The sequence below is a fragment of the Caulobacter sp. GW821-FHT11E11 genome (assembly GCF_058808315.1).
This window is the reverse complement of record NZ_JBXARO010000013.1, coordinates 52,223-68,621: the sequence shown is the minus strand read 5'-3', so window position 1 is coordinate 68,621 and position 16,399 is coordinate 52,223. Positions and strand designations below refer to the sequence as shown.

General features: G+C 68.6%; 16 protein-coding genes and 1 other RNA gene. 14 read left to right on the top strand and 3 right to left on the bottom strand.

The genetic code is table 11. The features are described 5' to 3' along the window. The first annotated feature begins 22 nt into the window (after window positions 1–22). The 12 genes from AC1RR5_RS25765 to murD all read left to right on the top strand — a co-directional run bounded on the left by AC1RR5_RS25765 (window position 23) and on the right by murD (window position 11,949). Window positions 23–916, top strand: a complete 894-nt coding sequence (locus tag AC1RR5_RS25765) for a DMT family transporter (RefSeq protein ID WP_492926451.1) — start codon at window positions 23–25, stop codon at window positions 914–916. Then, window positions 913–1,641 (top strand): N-acetylmuramoyl-L-alanine amidase, encoded by a 729-nt coding sequence (locus AC1RR5_RS25760; protein WP_492926449.1) that lies wholly within the window; start codon window positions 913–915, stop codon window positions 1,639–1,641. The genes AC1RR5_RS25765 and AC1RR5_RS25760 overlap by 4 nt, the downstream gene beginning before the upstream one ends. Further along, window positions 1,641–2,240, top strand: coding sequence for an FMN-binding negative transcriptional regulator (locus AC1RR5_RS25755; protein ID WP_492926447.1), 600 nt, complete (start codon window positions 1,641–1,643; stop codon window positions 2,238–2,240). Before AC1RR5_RS25760 ends, AC1RR5_RS25755 begins: the two co-directional genes overlap by 1 nt. Window positions 2,241–2,283: 43 nt before the next feature. After that, window positions 2,284–2,662, top strand: an RNA gene (gene rnpB, locus AC1RR5_RS25750) — RNase P RNA component class A. Window positions 2,663–2,946: 284 nt separating this feature from the next. After that, window positions 2,947–3,414, top strand: coding sequence for a division/cell wall cluster transcriptional repressor MraZ (locus AC1RR5_RS25745; RefSeq protein ID WP_492926445.1), 468 nt, complete (start codon window positions 2,947–2,949; stop codon window positions 3,412–3,414). After that, complete coding sequence (rsmH, locus tag AC1RR5_RS25740) at window positions 3,411–4,346, top strand: 16S rRNA (cytosine(1402)-N(4))-methyltransferase RsmH (protein ID WP_492926443.1); 936 nt, start codon at window positions 3,411–3,413, stop codon at window positions 4,344–4,346. Before AC1RR5_RS25745 ends, rsmH begins: the two co-directional genes overlap by 4 nt. After that, window positions 4,343–4,807: a cell division protein FtsL gene (gene ftsL / locus AC1RR5_RS25735; protein ID WP_492926441.1), complete on the top strand. Its 465-nt coding sequence runs from the start codon at window positions 4,343–4,345 to the stop codon at window positions 4,805–4,807. Before rsmH ends, ftsL begins: the two co-directional genes overlap by 4 nt. Continuing rightward, on the top strand, window positions 4,804–6,573 hold the full coding sequence (locus AC1RR5_RS25730; RefSeq protein ID WP_492926439.1) for a peptidoglycan D,D-transpeptidase FtsI family protein: 1,770 nt from the start codon (window positions 4,804–4,806) through the stop codon (window positions 6,571–6,573). Before ftsL ends, AC1RR5_RS25730 begins: the two co-directional genes overlap by 4 nt. Then, complete coding sequence (locus AC1RR5_RS25725; RefSeq protein ID WP_492926437.1) at window positions 6,570–8,030, top strand: UDP-N-acetylmuramoyl-L-alanyl-D-glutamate--2,6-diaminopimelate ligase; 1,461 nt, start codon at window positions 6,570–6,572, stop codon at window positions 8,028–8,030. The genes AC1RR5_RS25730 and AC1RR5_RS25725 overlap by 4 nt, the downstream gene beginning before the upstream one ends. Next, window positions 8,023–9,408 carry a UDP-N-acetylmuramoyl-tripeptide--D-alanyl-D-alanine ligase gene (locus AC1RR5_RS25720; protein WP_492926435.1) on the top strand — a complete coding sequence of 462 codons (1,386 nt, stop codon included), beginning with the start codon at window positions 8,023–8,025 and terminating at the stop codon, window positions 9,406–9,408. The genes AC1RR5_RS25725 and AC1RR5_RS25720 overlap by 8 nt, the downstream gene beginning before the upstream one ends. Next, complete coding sequence (mraY, locus tag AC1RR5_RS25715) at window positions 9,408–10,520, top strand: phospho-N-acetylmuramoyl-pentapeptide-transferase (protein ID WP_492926433.1); 1,113 nt, start codon at window positions 9,408–9,410, stop codon at window positions 10,518–10,520. The genes AC1RR5_RS25720 and mraY overlap by 1 nt, the downstream gene beginning before the upstream one ends. Before the next feature lie 13 nt (window positions 10,521–10,533). Next, the gene (gene murD, locus AC1RR5_RS25710; protein ID WP_492926431.1) at window positions 10,534–11,949 is read left to right on the top strand and encodes a UDP-N-acetylmuramoyl-L-alanine--D-glutamate ligase; all 1,416 of its coding nucleotides are present in this window, start codon (window positions 10,534–10,536) and stop codon (window positions 11,947–11,949) included. Here murD and AC1RR5_RS25705 read toward each other — a convergent pair. Both AC1RR5_RS25705 and AC1RR5_RS25700 read right to left on the bottom strand, forming a co-directional pair. Further along, window positions 11,946–13,082 (bottom strand): acyltransferase family protein, encoded by a 1,137-nt coding sequence (locus AC1RR5_RS25705; RefSeq protein ID WP_492926429.1) that lies wholly within the window; start codon window positions 13,080–13,082, stop codon window positions 11,946–11,948. The two genes, murD and AC1RR5_RS25705, sit on opposite strands and share 4 nt — an antisense overlap. 63 nt (window positions 13,083–13,145) lie before the next feature. Beyond that, window positions 13,146–14,162: a sensor histidine kinase gene (locus AC1RR5_RS25700; RefSeq protein ID WP_492926427.1), complete on the bottom strand. Its 1,017-nt coding sequence runs from the start codon at window positions 14,160–14,162 to the stop codon at window positions 13,146–13,148. A gap of 125 nt (window positions 14,163–14,287) precedes the next feature. On the opposite strand from AC1RR5_RS25700, the gene AC1RR5_RS25695 reads away from it, so the two are divergent. Beyond that, entirely contained in the window at window positions 14,288–14,719 is a 432-nt protein-coding gene (locus AC1RR5_RS25695) for a thioredoxin domain-containing protein (RefSeq protein ID WP_492926425.1), read from the top strand. On the opposite strand, the gene AC1RR5_RS25690 is transcribed toward AC1RR5_RS25695, so the two are convergent. Continuing rightward, window positions 14,716–15,114, bottom strand: a complete 399-nt coding sequence (locus tag AC1RR5_RS25690; protein WP_492926423.1) for a hypothetical protein — start codon at window positions 15,112–15,114, stop codon at window positions 14,716–14,718. The two genes, AC1RR5_RS25695 and AC1RR5_RS25690, sit on opposite strands and share 4 nt — an antisense overlap. A gap of 112 nt (window positions 15,115–15,226) precedes the next feature. On the opposite strand from AC1RR5_RS25690, the gene ftsW reads away from it, so the two are divergent. Then, the gene (gene ftsW, locus AC1RR5_RS25685; RefSeq protein WP_492926421.1) at window positions 15,227–16,399 is read left to right on the top strand and encodes a putative lipid II flippase FtsW; all 1,173 of its coding nucleotides are present in this window, start codon (window positions 15,227–15,229) and stop codon (window positions 16,397–16,399) included.

The following is a 16,399-nucleotide window of genomic DNA, read 5'->3' as shown; positions in this document are numbered from 1 at the left end:
ACTGCGGCCTATCGGATACCTCATGTCCCTTCGCGACTTCGGCGTCCTGGTCCTGATCTGTCTGGTCTGGGCCGGGAACAATATCATCTCCAAGATCGTGGTCGCCCATTGGGGCGTGCCGCCGCTGTTCTATGCGGCCGTGCGTTTCAGCCTGGTGGCGCTGGCGACCCTGCCGTGGCTGCTGCCCGCGCCGCGGCCGACCTGGCGGATCGTGGCCGTGGCTTTGCTGATGGGAGCGGGCAACTTCGCCCTGCTGTTCATGGGCTTCAAGACTGCCTCGCCGTCGGCCGCCTCGGTGGTGATCCAGCTGGGCGTGCCGTTCACGACCCTGCTGTCGATGCTGATGCTGGGCGAGAAGATCCGCTGGCGGCGGGGCCTCGGCATCGCCCTGACCCTGGCCGGCGCGGTGACGGTGATGTGGAGCCCGCACGGCTTCGTGCTGTCGCCCGGCCTCTGGCTGATCGTCGCGGCGGCCTTCGCCGGTTCGCTGGGGGCGGTGATGATGAAGCAGGTCGAGGGCGTGAAGCCCCTGCAGTTCCAGGCCTGGGTGGGCTTCTGCTCGATCTGGCCGCTGGCGGGCTTAAGCGCCTTCACCGAGCCGGGCCAGGTCTCGGCGGCGATAGGCGCGGGCTGGCCGTTCGTGGCGGCGGTGGTGTTCTCGGCCCTGGTGGTTTCGGTCGTGGCCCATACGGCCTATTACGGGCTGATCCAGCGTTACGAGGCCAACCTGATCGCTCCGCTCACCCTGCTGACGCCGCTCTTCACCATCATGCTGGGCGTGCTTGTCACCCACGACCACTTCGATCTGCGGATGGGGATCGGCGCGGCGCTGGCCTTGCTGGGTGTTCTGATCATCGCGCTTCGGCGGAATCAGGTCATGCCGCTACTGATGTCGATCCGGAACCGCGCCCAATGAGCCTATCCATCATCGAGGCCCCGTCGCCCAATTTCGACGCCCGCAAGGCCGTGCCCGATACGATCGTCCTGCACTACACGGGCATGGAGACCGGCGAGGCGGCCATCGAGCGCCTGCGTGATCCCGAGGCCAAGGTCTCGGCCCACTACTGCGTGGAAGAAGACGGCCGCATCTTCCGCCTGGTGGCCGAGGAGCGCCGCGCCTGGCACGCGGGCGCCGCCTTCTGGAAGGGCGTCAAGGACATCAACTCGGCTTCGATCGGCATCGAGATCGTCAATCCCGGCCACGAGTTCGGCTATCGCCCGTTCCCCGAGGCCCAGATCGCGTCGGTGATCAACCTGCTGGCCGACGTACGCTCGCGCTGGATGATCCCCGACAGCCGTATCCTGGGCCATTCCGACATCGCGCCCGCCCGCAAGATCGATCCGGGCGAGCTCTTCCCGTGGAAGCGCCTGGCCGAGAGCGGTCACGGTCTGTGGATCGAGCCGGCCCCGTCGCCCGGCGCGCCGCTGGGCCAGGGCGAGGAGGGCACCGGCGTCTTCGCCCTGCAGGCCGGCCTGACCCGCCTGGGCTTCGACTGCGCCCCGACCGGCAAGTACGACGAGTGGACCACGACCGTGGTCGGCGCCTTCCAGCGCCACTGGCTGCAGAGCCGCTTCGACGGCATCGCCGACGGCGAGACCCGAGCCCGACTGGTGGGCCTGCTGCGCGCGGCGGCCGAGTAATGCATCCCGACAGCCGTTTCCGGGTCGAGGATCGCGCGGTCCTGCTCGCCTTCATCGCCGCCCATCCGTTCGTGACCTTCGCCGCATCCGTCGGTGGTCGGCCGTTCGTGGCGCAGAGCCCGGTCGTGATCCGCGACCTGGACGGCGAGATCGCCCTCGACTTCCACCTGTCGCGCGGCAACCTGCTGACGCCGCACCTGACGCAAGGCTTTCGGGCGGTGGCGCTGGCCACGGGCCTGGACGCCTATATCAGCCCCGACTGGTACGAGAGCGCCGACCAGGTGCCGACCTGGAACTACCAGTCCGTCGAGGCCGAGGGCTCGGTCGCGCCGCTGAACGACGAAGAGCTGATCGCGCTGCTCGACGACCTCTCGACCCAGGAAGAGGCGCGGCTTCTCCCGAAGAAGTCCTGGACCCGTCACAAGATGAAGCCCGGCAAGTTCGAGAACCTGCTGCGCGGCATCCAGGGCGGCCGGCTGTTCGTCGAGCGGCTGGAAGGCACGTTCAAGCTCTCGCAGAACAAGACCGACGCCGATCGCCTGGGCGCGGCCAAGGGCCTGGGCGATCATCCGATCGCTGAGAGGATGCGCAACGCTTGAGGCGTTGACCTTTGGGCTCCGTCCCGTCAAACACCGTCCCGGACCAGATGGTCGGGCGGTCGCGTCGTCTTCGGACGCCGAGGAAAGTCCGGGCTCCACGGTGACAAGGCGGTGGGTAACGCCCACCGGGAGCGATCCCAGGGAAAGCGCCACAGAAAGCAAACCTCCTCCCTACGGGGCGGGAAGGGTGAAAGGGTGGGGTAAGAGCCCACCGCGGACCTGGCGACAGGGACGGCATGGCAAGCCCCGCCTGGAGCAAGACCGAATAGGGACCCCGCGCCGGCCTCGCGTCGGATAGGCCGTCACTGGCTGAGAGGGTCCGGGTAGGTCGCGAGAGCCGTCCAGCAATGGCCGGCCTAGAGGAATGATCGTCGCCATCCTTCGGGATGGAACAGAACCCGGCTTACAGACTGTCTGGTCCGCACCTCCCCCTGGCGGGGGAGGGCGCGCGCCTGCGCGCACCGTCCCCAAAACTGACCTTCGATGGGCTGCGATGACACCGCGCCGCATCTGCACTCAATCAGTTCTGTGTATGTTCTGTGGATTAACTATCACGCCCCGTGAACAAGGGGTGCGACACCTTTGAATTCTCGATGAAACCGGCCTTGGTGTCATTGTCTCCCAATTCATCCCATGTTAACCCAATTGCCATCGGGGCGATGTGTTGGGTCGCCGACCGACTTGGGTTTGGCGGGGTTCGGCTTCAGTGTTTCTCTCGACGTTCGAGAAACAGCTCGACAGCAAGCGGCGCATCGTTGTGCCGCAGGAATTCCGCGCGGCTGTCTCCGGCATGTTCGACGGCATCTTCTGCTTCCCCGCGATCGAGGCCGATTGCCTGGAAGCTGGCGGAAAAGCCTTGTTCGACCGTTACTTGGGCGTGATCGAGGAGCTGCCGTTTGGCGATCCGACGCGCTCGGCCCTGGAGGTCAGCATCCTGGGCGGCATGTCCAAGCTGTCGTTTGATACAGCTGGTCGCATTACGCTCCCGGATCACCTGTGCGAAATGTGCGGTCTCACGGATTGGGTGACCGTCGTCGGTATGGGTGAGCGTTTTCAGATCTGGTCCCGCGAGGCCTTCCAGGCCCATCGCGCGGCCCAGCGTGATCTGGCCCGGGAAGGCCTGGCCGCTCTGCGCGTCCAGCAGCGCCAGGCCAAGCTGGGGAGCGCCTCGTGAGCGACGCCCCGCACGTCTCGGTCCTGCTGGATGAAGTGGTCGAGGCCCTGGGTGCGGCCCCGGGCGAGACCATCATCGACGGCACCTTCGGGGCCGGGGGCTACACGCGCGCGATCCTGGCCACCGGCGCGACCGTCGTCGGCTTCGATCGCGATCCCACCGTGCAGCGCTTCACCGAAGGCCTGCCGACCGACCGCTTCCGCCTGATCCTGGACCGCTTCTCGCAGATGGCCGAGCATTTCGCGCCGCAGTCGGTCGACGGCGTGGTGCTGGATATCGGCGTGTCGTCCATGCAGCTGGACGAGGCCGAGCGCGGCTTTTCGTTCATGCGCGACGGTCCGCTGGACATGCGGATGAGCGACACCGGCCCGACCGCCGCCGACCTCGTCAACGAGCTGGACCACACCGAGCTGGCGCGCATTCTTTATGTCTACGGCGAGGAGCATGCCTCCCGCCGGATCGCCAGTTTCCTGGTGCGTCGTCGCGAAGAGCGCAAGTTCGAGCGCACCCTGGACCTGGCCCACGTGATCGAGCGCGCCCTGGGCGGCCGCAAGGGCGCGAAGGTCCATCCGGCCACGCGCTCGTTCCAGGGCTTGCGCATCGCGGTCAATGACGAGCTGGGCGAACTGGAGGCCGGTCTGGCCGCCGCCGAGCGGATCCTGAAGCCGGGCGGCCGTCTGGCGGTGGTGACCTTCCACTCGCTGGAGGACCGCATCGTGAAGAATTACCTGGCCGAGCGGGCAGGGCGTACGCCCGGCGGTTCGCGCCACCTGCCGCAGATGGCCGCCGGCGCGCCGGCCAGCTTCCAGCTGATCGCCAACAAGGCCATCGCGCCCAGCGAAGCCGAGCTGGCCGTCAATCCGCGTGCGCGTTCGTCGAAGCTGCGCGCCGCCGTCCGCACCGAGGCCCCCGTCTGGGAGGTTTCGGCATGAGCGTCTCGGGCGTCTTCAATCGCCGGGTCCGGGGCTTCCGTGTCGTCGAGGTCGTCGGCCTGGGCATCCTGCTGACCCTGTTCACCAGCGTCTACCTGGCCAAGACCTTCGCCGGTCGCGAGCTGCAGGAGATCGGCCGGATCGAGCAGGAGATCGACAACGAAGGCGTGCGCAAGCGCCTGCTGGAAGCCGAGGTCGCTCACCTGGAGCAACCGCGCCGCATCGAACAGCTGGCGCAGATGATGCAGCTGAAGCCGATCGCGCCCGACCACGAGATCAGCGAGGACGCCCTGATCGACGTCGCGCGTCGCCGCGAACTGCCACGCGCGCCGATCGTCGCCGCGCCGGTCGCGCCCGAGGACCTGGCCGCCGACGGCCCCGAAGCCCTGCCGGACGACGCCTCGCTGCCCCCGCCGCCTCCGCCCCCGCCGCCGCCCCAGATCCCGAGGGCGCCGCGATGAGCCTCTCGAACCTCGGTCCCGGCGGTTTCCAGTCGCCGTTCTGGCGTTGGCTGATCGAGCGCGTCTGGCGCCTGGAGCACGCCTTCGAGCGCTCGCGCGCCCAGGCCAAGCCCGAAGACGACACCCGTATCCGCATCTTCCTGGTCATGGGTTTCTTTGGCCTGTGCTTCGTCGGCGTGGGCCTGGGCGCGGGCTGGGCGGCGCTGTTCTCGAACGCCGGGCGCGGCAACGGCTATGCCCAAGGCGCTGAAGGCGCGCGCGGCGACCTGGTCGACCGCAACGGCAAGCTGCTGGCCGTCGACCTGGCCCACTACGCTCTCTACGTCGACCCGCGCGAGGTCTGGGACGCCAAGGAAGTGCGCCGGGCGCTGGGCAAGGCCCTGCCGCAGGTGCCGGCCAAGCGCCTGGACAAGGCCGTGTTCGGCGACCACCGCGCCTTCGTGCTGGGCGGCCTGACGCCCGACGAGAAGGACGACATCTTCAATCTCGGTTTGCCCGGCATCTCGTTCGAGGAACAGGAGCGGCGGATGTATCCGCTGGGTCCGACGGCCGCGCACCTGATCGGTTTCGTCGACAGCGGCGGCAAGGGCCTGGCCGGCGCCGAGCGCGCCCTGGACGATCCCATCCGTAAAGCGGCTGGTGGGGAAGGCGGCCCGACCCCGCTGTCGATCGACGTGCGCGTGCAGGCGGCGCTCGAGGACGAGCTGCGCAAGGCTGTCGCCGACTTTACGCCGAAGGGCGCCGTGGGCCTGGTCACCAACGTCCACACCGGCGAGATCCTGGGCATGGCCAGCTGGCCGGACTACGACGCCAACAAGGCCGGCGACGCCAGCGACGAGCAGCGCCTGAACCGCGCCGCCGCCTCGGTCTATGAGATGGGCTCGACCTTCAAGACCTTCACCGTAGCGATCGGCCTGGACACCGGCGTGGCGACCCCCGCCTCGACCTTCGACGCGCGCGAGCCCTACAAGCTGGGCTACCGCACGATCCACGACTACCACGCCGCCAAGGCCATCCTGAACCTGATCGAGGTCTTCCAGCACTCGTCCAACATCGGCACGGCCATGCTGGCCGAGCGGGTCGGCGGCGAGCGACTGAGCAAGTATTTCACGGCCCTGGGCCTGACCAAGCCGGCCAAGGTCGAGCTGATGGAGTCGGCCCGTCCGCTGACCCCGCGCAAGTGGGACATGGACGCGGTGGCCTCCACCTCGTTCGGTCACGGCATCAATGTCAGCCCGCTGGCCCTGGCCCAGGCGATGGGCGCGCTGCTGAACGGCGGCGAGTCGATCCCCCTGACCATCCGGAAGCTGCCCACGGGCGTGCGCCCGGAAGGCGTGCGGGTGGTCTCCGAGAACACCTCGGCCGAGATGCTGAAGATCATGCGGGCCAACGTCATCCCCGGCCAGGGCGGCAGCGGCGGCAAGGCCGACGTGCCCGGCCTGTCGGTCGGCGGCAAGACCGGCACCGGCGAGAAGTACGACCCCTCGATCCGCGGCTACAACCACCAGCGCCAGGTCTCGTCGTTCGCGGCGGTGTTCCCGACCGACGGTCCGCTGGAGGCCGACCGCTACTTCGTGCTGATCCTGATGGACGAGCCGCATGGCAACGCCAAGTCGTTCGGCTTCTCGACCGGCGGCTGGGTCGGCGCGCCGCCGGCCGGCAAGGTGATCGAACGCATCGCGCCGTTCCTCGGCGTGCAACGCAAGACGCAGCTGGTGACCATCGCCAGCCCAACGAAAAACGCCGTACCGGAGGCGGGGCTATGACCAGGCAGCTGTCGGAACTGTTCAACCGTCGTTTCGAGACCGACCCGGTGATCGCCGGCGTCACCGCCGACAGCCGCAAGGTCACGGCCGGCTGGCTGTTCGCCGCCCTGCCGGGGACCAAGGTCGACGGCCGCGACTTCGCGCCGGGCGCGGTGGCCAAGGGCGCCGCCGCCGTGCTGGCCCCCGAGGGCGGGCTGGAAGGCCTGGGCGTGCCGGTGGTCCGTTCGGAAGACGCCCGCCGCGCCTACGCCCTGGCCTCGGCCGCCTTCTGGGGCAAGCAGCCGGCCATGTGCGTGGCCGTCACCGGCACCAACGGCAAGACCTCGGTCGCCGGCTTCGCCCGCCAGATCTTCGCCAAGCTGGGCCACAAGGCCGCCAGCATGGGCACCTTGGGCGTGGTGGTCAGCGAGAAGGGCCAGCCCGACCAGCAGCTGACCCCGCCAGGCCTGACCACGCCGGACGCCGGCGACGTGGCCGAGATGGTCGCGCGCCTAGCCGACATGGGCGTCACCCACCTGGCCCTGGAAGCCAGCTCGCATGGCGTCGACCAGCGCCGCGTCGATGGCGTCAAGCTGCGCGCCGCCGGCTTCACCAACTTCACCCAGGACCACCTCGACTATCACGGCTCGATGGAAGAATACCGGGCCGCCAAGCTGCGCCTGTTCGACACCCTGACGCCCGGTGGCGCGACGGCGGTGCTGAACGCCGACAGCGAGGCCTTCCCGAACTTCGCCGCCGCCGCCGTCACCTCTGGCCAGAGCGTGTTCTCGGTGGGCGAGGACGGCCAGGGCCTGCGCCTGATCTCGCGCACCCCGACCCCGGCCGGCCAGGACATGGCGGTGGAGATCGACGGCGACGTGCACCACATCCAGCTTCCGCTGGCCGGGGCCTTCCAGGCTTCGAACGTGCTGGTCGCCGCCGGCCTGTGCATCGCCGCCGGTGAGGATCCCGCATCCGTGCTGAAGGCCCTTGAGGCCCTGGAAGGCGCCGCTGGCCGCCTGCAGCGCGTCGGTCGCGGTCCCAAGGGCGGCGAGGCCTATGTCGACTACGCCCATACGCCGGACGGTCTGGAGACCGTGCTGGAAGCCCTGCGCCCGCACACGCGCGGCAAGCTGATCGCCGTGTTCGGCGCCGGCGGCGACCGCGATCGCGGCAAGCGCCCGCTGATGGGCGCCATCGCCGCGCGCCTGGCCGACATCGCCATCGTCACCGACGACAATCCGCGTTCGGAAGAGCCCGCGTCGATCCGCGCCGCCATCCTGGAAGCCGCGCCGGGCGCCCGCGAGATCGGCGACCGCCGCGCCGCCATCCGCGCCGCCGTTCAGTTGATGGGCGACGGAGACGTGCTGGTCATCGCCGGCAAGGGTCACGAGCAGGGCCAGATCGTCGCCGGCGTCGTCCACCCGTTCGACGACGTGGCCGAGGCCCTGGAAGCGCTGGAGGGCGTCGATGCCTGAAGCCCTCTGGACCGCTGAGGAAATCGCCAAGGCTGTCGGCGGCAAGGTCGCCGGCGACTTCGCCGTGACCGGCGTCTCGATCGACACCCGCAGCGTCGAGCCGGGCGACCTGTTCGTGCCGCTGGTCGGCGTGCGCGACGGCCATGACTTCGTCGCCCAGGCCGTGGCCAACGGCGCGACCGGTGTCCTGGCCGCCAAGGCCGTCGATGCGCCGGCCGTGATGGTCGAGGACACCTTCAAGGCGCTGGAACTGCTGGGCGTCGCCGCCCGCGAACGCGCCCCACAGTGCAAGCGCGGCGCGGTGACGGGGTCGGTCGGCAAGACCAGCGTCACCCGCGCCGTCGAGGCCGGCCTGCGCCTGGCGGGCAAGGCCCACGCCTCGGTGAAGAGCTACAACAACCACATCGGCGTGCCCCTGACCCTGGCCCGGATGCCGCGCGACACGCAGCGCGCCGTGTTCGAGGTCGGCATGAACCACGCCGACGAGATCACCCCGCTCAGCCAGTTCGTCCGTCCGCACGCCGTGGCCATCACCACGGTCGGCCCGGTCCACCTGGAGAACTTCCCGAACGAAGAGGGCGTGGCGCTCGCCAAGGCCGAGATCTTCGCGGGGCTTGAGCCCGGCGGGATCGCCGTGCTCAACGCCGACAACAAGTGGTTCGAGCTGCTGAAGGCTGAGGCCGAGAAGGCCGGCGCCACCGTGTGGAGCTTTGGCGAAGCCGAAGGCGCCAGCGCGCGCCTTACCGGTTTCGCGGTCGACGGCGAGGGCGCGATCGTCTCGGTCAATCTGCGCGGCGAGCCCTTGAGCTTCCCGATCCGCCAGACCGGCGTGCACTGGGGCCCCAACAGCCTGTGCGTCCTCTTGATGCTGGAAGCCCTGGACGTGCCGCGCGAAACGGCGCTGGCGGCCCTGGCCGCCTTCGCCCCGATCGAGGGGCGCGGGGCCGAGAAGACGGTCCGTATCGACGGCGGCGCCTTCACCCTGGTGGACGAGAGCTACAACGCCAATCCGGTCTCGATGCAGGCCGCCTTGAAGACCCTGGGCGCGCGCAAGGTCGCCGGTCGCCGGGTCGCGGTGCTGACCGACATGCTCGAACTGGGCGAGGGCAGCGCGGCGTTTCACGCCGAGCTTGCAGGCCCTCTGGAGCGTGCAAACGTTGACGTGGTTTTTCTCGCAGGCGTCCACATGAAATCGCTGTGGGAGCAGCTTCCGCCGACTCGGCGAGGCGGCTACGCGGAAGTTACTGAAAAGTTAACGGCGCAGCTGGCGGGGGCAATCCGTCCTGGCGACGTGGTGATGGTGAAGGGGTCGAATGGCTCCAGGGCCGGCGTTCTCGCCGGGGCCCTGGCCGCGCTCGACCTTGGGGAACAGGGCTGATGCTGTACTTCCTGTACGAATGGCTGGCGCGCTCGCAAGAGCATGTCCCGGCGCTGAACCTCTTGAAATACCTGACCTTCCGGTCGGGCATGGCGATGCTGACCGCCTATGTCGTCGCCGTGGCGATGGGCTCGCGCTTCATCCGCTGGATGAAGGCCAAGCAGGGCAAGGGCCAGCCGATCCGCACGGACGGCATCGCCCGTCACGTGACCGAAAAGGCGGGCACGCCCACCATGGGCGGCTTCATGATCCTGGCCGGCCTGTTCGTCGGCTCGCTGCTGTGGGCCGACCTGCGCAACATCCACGTCTGGGTCGTGCTGCTGATCACCGGCAGCTACGGCATCCTGGGCTTCATGGACGACTACGCCAAGGTCACCAAGCAGACCACGGCCGGCCTCTCCAGCGTGCAGAAGCTGGTCGCCCAGTTCGCGGTGGCCATCATCGCCGCCGTCATCCTGATCGTCTTCGCGCCCAAGTCGCCGATGACCCCGGGGATGGAGACCAGCGTGGTCTTCCCGATCTTCAAGGCGCTGGTGATCAATCTGGGCTGGTTCTACGTGGTGTTCGCCGCGGTCACGATCGCCGGCTTCTCCAACGCGGTGAACCTGACCGACGGCCTGGACGGCCTGGCCATCGTGCCGGTGATGTTCGCCGCCTCGACCTTCGGCCTGATCGCCTACCTCGTCGGCAACTACAAGTTCGCCGACTATCTGAACCTGCACTTCGCGCCGGGCGTGGGCGAGCTGGCGGTGCTGTGCGGCGCCATCATCGGCGGCGGCATGGGCTTCCTCTGGTACAACGCCCCGCCGGCCAAGATCTTCATGGGCGACACCGGCTCGCTGGCCCTGGGCGGCGCGCTGGGCGCGATCGCCGTCTGCGCCAAGCACGAGTTGGTCCTGGGCATCGTCGGCGGCCTGTTCGTGGCCGAGGCGCTGAGCGTCATGATCCAGGTCGCCTACTTCAAGAAGACCGGCAAGCGGGTCTTCCTGATGGCGCCGATCCACCACCATTTCGAGAAGCTGGGCTGGGCTGAATCCACCGTCGTGATCCGGTTCTGGATCGTGGCGATGATGCTGTCCTTCGTCGGCCTCGCCACCCTGAAGCTGCGCTAGGAGCCCTGAGAGCATGATCCCCGTCCGCGGATTCGAGGACAAGACCGTCGCGGTGTTCGGCCTGGGCCGCACCGGACTGACGGCCGCGCGCGCCTTGATCGCGGGTGGGGCGAAGGTCGCCCTATGGGACGAGAAGCCGGAGAGCCGCGAAGCCGCGGCCGCCGAGGGCTTCCCCGTCGTCGACCTGCAGACCGCCGATTGGAGCCAGTTCGCCGCCCTGATGCTGTCGCCGGGCGTGCCGCTGACCCATCCCAAGCCCCACTGGACCGTCGACAAGGCCAAGGCCGCCGGCGTCGAGATCCTGGGCGACGTCGAGCTCTTCGCCCGCACGGTCAACGCCGCGCCGGCCCACAAGCGCCCGAAGATCATCGCCATCACCGGCACCAACGGCAAGTCGACCACGACCGCCCTGATCGGCCACCTGTGCGCCACGGCCGGCCGCGACACCCGCATCGGCGGCAATATCGGTCAGGGTGTTCTGGGCCTGGAAGACATGCACGGCGGCGCGGTCTACGTGCTGGAGCTGTCGTCCTACCAGCTGGACCTGACCTCCAGCCTGCATCCCGACGCGGTGGTGCTGCTGAACATCTCGCCCGACCACCTGGACCGTCACGGCGGCATGGAAGGCTACATCGCCGCCAAGCGCCGGATCTTCCTGAACCAGGGCAAGGGCGACACCGCGATCATCGGCGTCGACGACGCCTGGTGCCAGCAGATCTGCACCGAGATCACCGCCGCCAACCGCCGCACGATCTGGCCGATCAGCGCCGGCAAGGCGATGGGCCGGGGCGTCTACGCCCTGCAAGGCGTGCTGTACGACGCCACCGGCGAGCGCGTGGTCGAGGTCGCTGACTTGCTGCGCGCCCGCAGCCTGCCGGGCCGCCACAACTGGCAGAACGCCGCCGCCGCCTACGCCGCCGCGCGCGCCATCGGCATCCCGACCCACGACGCCGTCGACGGCCTGATGACCTTCCCGGGCCTGGCCCACCGGATGGAGACGGTCGGCAAGATCGGCAAGGTCCGCTTCGTCAACGACAGCAAGGCCACCAATGCCGACGCCGCCCGCCAGGCGATGTCGTCCTATCCGAAGTTCTACTGGATCGCCGGGGGCGTCGCCAAAGCCGGCGGCATCGACGACCTGAAGGACCTCTTCCCGCGCATCGCCAAGGCCTATCTGATCGGCGAGGCGGCCCAGCCGTTCTCCTGGACCCTGGCCGGCAAGGCCGAGATCTCGTTGAGCGTGACCTTGGAGAAGGCCGTGCAGCAGGCCTATGCCGACGCGCAGGCCAGCGGCGAGGACGCCATCGTGCTGCTGTCGCCGGCCTGTGCGTCGTTCGACCAGTTCAGCGATTTCGAGGCGCGCGGCGAAGCGTTCCGCGCGGCGGTGAACGGACTGGTCGCGGGCGGCAATAAGTCGGCGGTCGCCTAGGCGGGCTGCTTGGCCGCCGCGTCGGTCTTTTCGGATACGGCCAGCAGGCGAGCTTCGAGACGCTTGAGCGGATGGCGCAGCCCCAGCGAGGGCTTCTCGACGGCGTGCCACGAGACCATGGCGAACAGGATCGTCAGCGGCAGCGCGATGGCGATGTTCCAGTGCCAGTGTTGAAACGACGGCCCCACCAGCTGGGTCACCGCCTGCTGGATCGGGAAGCCGAACAGGAAGATGCCGTACGAATAGTCGCCATGCTCGGTCAGCACCGACGGGCGCGGGCGCATCAAGCCCAGCCAGACCGTGACATAGGCGGCGGGCAGCGGGACCAGGTAGTCGGTCGCGGGATGGATCAGCAGGGCCAGCGCCAGCACGGCGGCGACCACGCCCAGGCGCGCCGAATGCACGATCTTGTCGCGATAGAGATAGAGGACGATGCCATACAGGAAGGCCAGCACCAGCGCCGGCCCGGGCGCCACCGGCTGCGCGTTCCAGCCCGCGTTCGCGGCGCTGATGACGTAGTGCGCGAGCAGGATCAGGTTGGCGGCCACGACCACCAGCGCGAAGAGCCGGCGATGGCGGTGGAGGCCGAACAGGGCCAGCGTCGCCAGGGCGGTGTAGCAGATCAGCTCGTAGGGCAGGGTCCAGAGCTGGGCATTGACGGTTCGCGCCCACGGATTGCCCTCGAATAGCCCGGGCAGCAGGTACTGGATGTCGCCGACGATGTTCAGGAAGTAGCGGGCCAGCAGGCTGTCGCTGAAATAGGCGGCCAGCGGCAGGCTGGTCAGCAGCGGACCCAGGGTCAGGGCGGCCAGCACGGTCTCGAACGCCAGGGCCGGCACGAGGCGGATCAGGCGCAGGCCCATGAACGAGATCAGCGAGCGGCAACGCTCCAGGCTGCCGGCGACCAGGAAACCGCTGAGGGCGAAGAACATCGGCAGGATCAGCGCGATGAACGGGCGGATCGGGCCGTTCTCGAAATCGCTCGCGAACCGCAGGCCGTACGAGACGTCGATGCTGTGGCTGCACAGGACGGTCGTGGCCAGGCCCAGGCGCAGATAGTCAAAGCCCGTGGTGCGCCCGGCGGCCATGGCGGCGCCGAAGGATTTCAAAGGCGTACCGCCGTCGTCAGGCACCGAAAACCCCATGGCTGTTCCAGTCAGCCTACGGGAAGTGTCGTTGATGCGGCCTTAAGGACGTCACGCCAGCGGCATGAAGGCGTCGACCTTGTCCAGCGCCGCCAGGGGCGAGCGGATCGAGCAGCGCAGGCCGTCGGCCCGGTAGTCGACCTTGACCGCGCCGCCCAGCTCGTTGGGCAGGGCCATCTCGACGATCCGCGAGCCAAAGCCGCGCCGTTCGGGCGGGCGTACGGCCGGACCGCCGCGCTCGGCCCATTCTATATAGAGCTGGTCGCCGAACTGGATCGACCAGCGGATGTCGACATGGCCGCTGGGGGCCGACAGGGCGCCGTACTTCAGCGCGTTGATGGCCAGCTCGTGGAAGGCCAGCGCCATGACCACCGCCGGCTTGGGCGACACCTGCAGGTCCTGGCCGGTAATGGTCAGCTGGCTGGGATTGGCGCTGTAGGGCGCCACCGAGCCGTCGACGATCTGGCGCAGGCTGGCGGCCGACCAGTTCTGGTCCGTCAGCACGTTGTGGGTGGCGGCGATGGCCATCAGCCGGCCTTCCAGGGCGTCGCGCACGTCCAGGCCGACGCCGGCGTTGCGCAGCGATTGCTTGGCGATCGACTGGACGGTGGCCAGGGTGTTCTTCACCCGGTGATTCAGCTCGTTGACCAGCAGCTGGCGGTGAGCCTCGGCCGTGCGCTCGCCGGTCACGTCGCGCGAGGTGGCGAGGACGCGGGTCACCCGGCCGTCCTCCAGGATCGGCGAGACGGTGGTGTCCCACCAGCGCGGCGAGCCCTTGGCGGTCGGGCAATAGGCGCGGAAGGCCACGGCATGGCCGGCCTGGGCGGCGTGCAGGGCCTGCTCGACGGCGTCGCGGCTTTCGGGCGGCCACATGTCAGGCCAGTAGCGCTGGCGGTTGCGGCCGTCGAAATCCTCGATCTCGAACAGCGACTGGCCCTGGGCGTTCATGTATTCGACCGCGCCATCCGCGCTGATCACGCGAATACAGTCCTGACTGGCCTCGACCACGCTGAGGAAATAGACCCCGGCGCCTTCCAGCACGGTCTTGTCGGAACCCTCGTCAGCCACACATACGCCCCTACAACCCTGACCATGATCACCGGCTGGCCGGCGAATTCAAGCTGAGCCATTCGTGTTTCAGGGGAACAGCCTTCCAAGGGGGCGGGTTGGAAGGGCGAAGGAGGCCCATGCCGATGTCACAAGTCGTTTGCGTCGCGTGCGGCGCCGGCAATCGCCTGCCGCAGGACCGCGATCCGCTGTCGGCCAAGTGCGGACAGTGCAAGGCGCTGCTGTTCACCGGCAAGCCCACGGCCGTGACCGGCGCGGACCTGGCGCGTCATCGCCGCCTGACCAAGGGAACGGCCCTGCTGCTGGACGTCTGGGCGCCGTGGTGCGGACCCTGCCGGACCATGGCCCCGAACTTCGAGGCCGCCGCCCGCCAGCTGGAGCCGGCCGTGCGGCTGCTGAAGCTGGATTCCGAGGCCGAGCCCGCGGCGGCCGGCGCGCTGAACGTCAGCAGCATCCCCACCTTGATCCTGTTCAAGGACGGCGTGCCGGTCGCGCGCCAGGCCGGGGCGATGAGCACGGCCCAGATCGTCGGCTGGACCAATCAGGTGCTGGGCTAGTCGAACATCTGGGCGAGGTCTTCGATCAGTTCCTTGCGCCACGGCGGCAGGTTCGGATCGGCCTGGACCTTCTGGAACAGGTCGAAAGCTTCCTCGATGTCGTCGCCGTCGGCTTCTTCCACCGTCTCCAGCGCTTGCAGGGCCTCGTGGGCGACCTCGAAGCCGCCGGTCAGGACCAGCCCGACCAGCAGGCCGACATGGTCCGAGCAGTCCAGATAGCCCAGGGCGTGGACCAGCGTGCCGCGCTTGTCGGCAAGCTCGGGGCGCTGGATCAGGCGGACCAGGACGGCGTCCAGGCCCGGCGTCTTCTGCTCGGCCAGGCTCAGCGCCAGGCTGTTGCGCTGGGCGTCGTCGGTGGCGGTTTCGAGGGTGCGGAGGTCGTTGGTGGCGGACATGGCGTCTTCCTAGCCCGGATCGGGTCGTCATCCACGCGCTTTTCGCCGCATGTCCACCGGCGTACAACGGCGCAGCAAGCTTTGATTAACCCTGCGGTCCGACTCTCCGGCCATGGCCTCCAACGCGACACATGCCTTCGCCCGCACCGACCGCACCGCGCTCGGCATCTGGTGGTGGACGACCGATCGCTGGCTGCTGGGCGCGACCGCCTTGCTGGTCACGCTGGGCATGCTGCTGTCGTTCGCCTCCAGCCCGGCCGCGGCCCAGCGGATCGGCATCGACGACCAGTTCCATTTCGCCATCCGCATGTGCTTCTTCGCCAGCGCCTCGTCGGTGCTGATGCTGGGCGTGTCGATGCTGTCGCCCAAGGGCATCCGAAGGGCGGCGTTCTTCATCTATATCGGCGCGATCGCCATCATGATCGCCCTGCCGTTCGTCGGCCACAACGCCAAGGGCGCCACCCGCTGGCTGCAATTCGGCGGCTTCACCCTGCAACCGTCCGAGTTCATGAAGCCGGCCCTGATCGTGCTGGTCTCGTGGATGTTCTCGGAAGGCCAGAAGGGCGAGGGCGTGCCCGGCGTCTCGATCGCCTTCCTGCTCTATTTCATCGCCGTGGCCCTGCTGCTGATCCAGCCCGACGTCGGCCAGACGGTGCTGATCACCATCGCCTTCGGGGCCGCCTTCTGGATGGCCGGGGTGCCGATCTCGTGGATCATGGGCCTGGGCGCGGTGGCGCTGGCGGGTCTGTGTTCGACCTACTTCCTGTTCGACCACGTGCACGCCCGCGTGCAGAAGTTCCTCAGCCCCGACCAGGCCGACACCCACCAGATCACCCGCGCCGCCGAGGCCATCCGGGCCGGCGGCCTGTTCGGGCGCGGTCCGGGCGAGGGCGTCATGAAACGCCACGTGCCCGACCTGCACACCGACTTCATCTACTCCGTGGCGGCCGAGGAATATGGCCTGATCTTCTCGTGGGCCCTGATCGCTCTGTTCGCCTTCGTGGTGGTGCGCGGCCTGTACAAGGCCATGAAGCTGAACGAGCCGTTCGAGCAGGTCGCCGCGGCCGGTTTGTTCGTTTTGGTGGGCCAGCAGGCCATCATCAATATCGCCGTGAACTTGAACATGATCCCGACCAAGGGCATGACGCTCCCGTTCATCAGTTACGGGGGCTCTTCGATGCTCGCGATGGGTTTGACTTTGGGCATGGCCCTGGCCTTGGTGCGTAAGCGCCCCGGCGCCTATGGGGCGACGGGCGAGTTCAGCCTGGGCGGCGCGTTCGCTTAA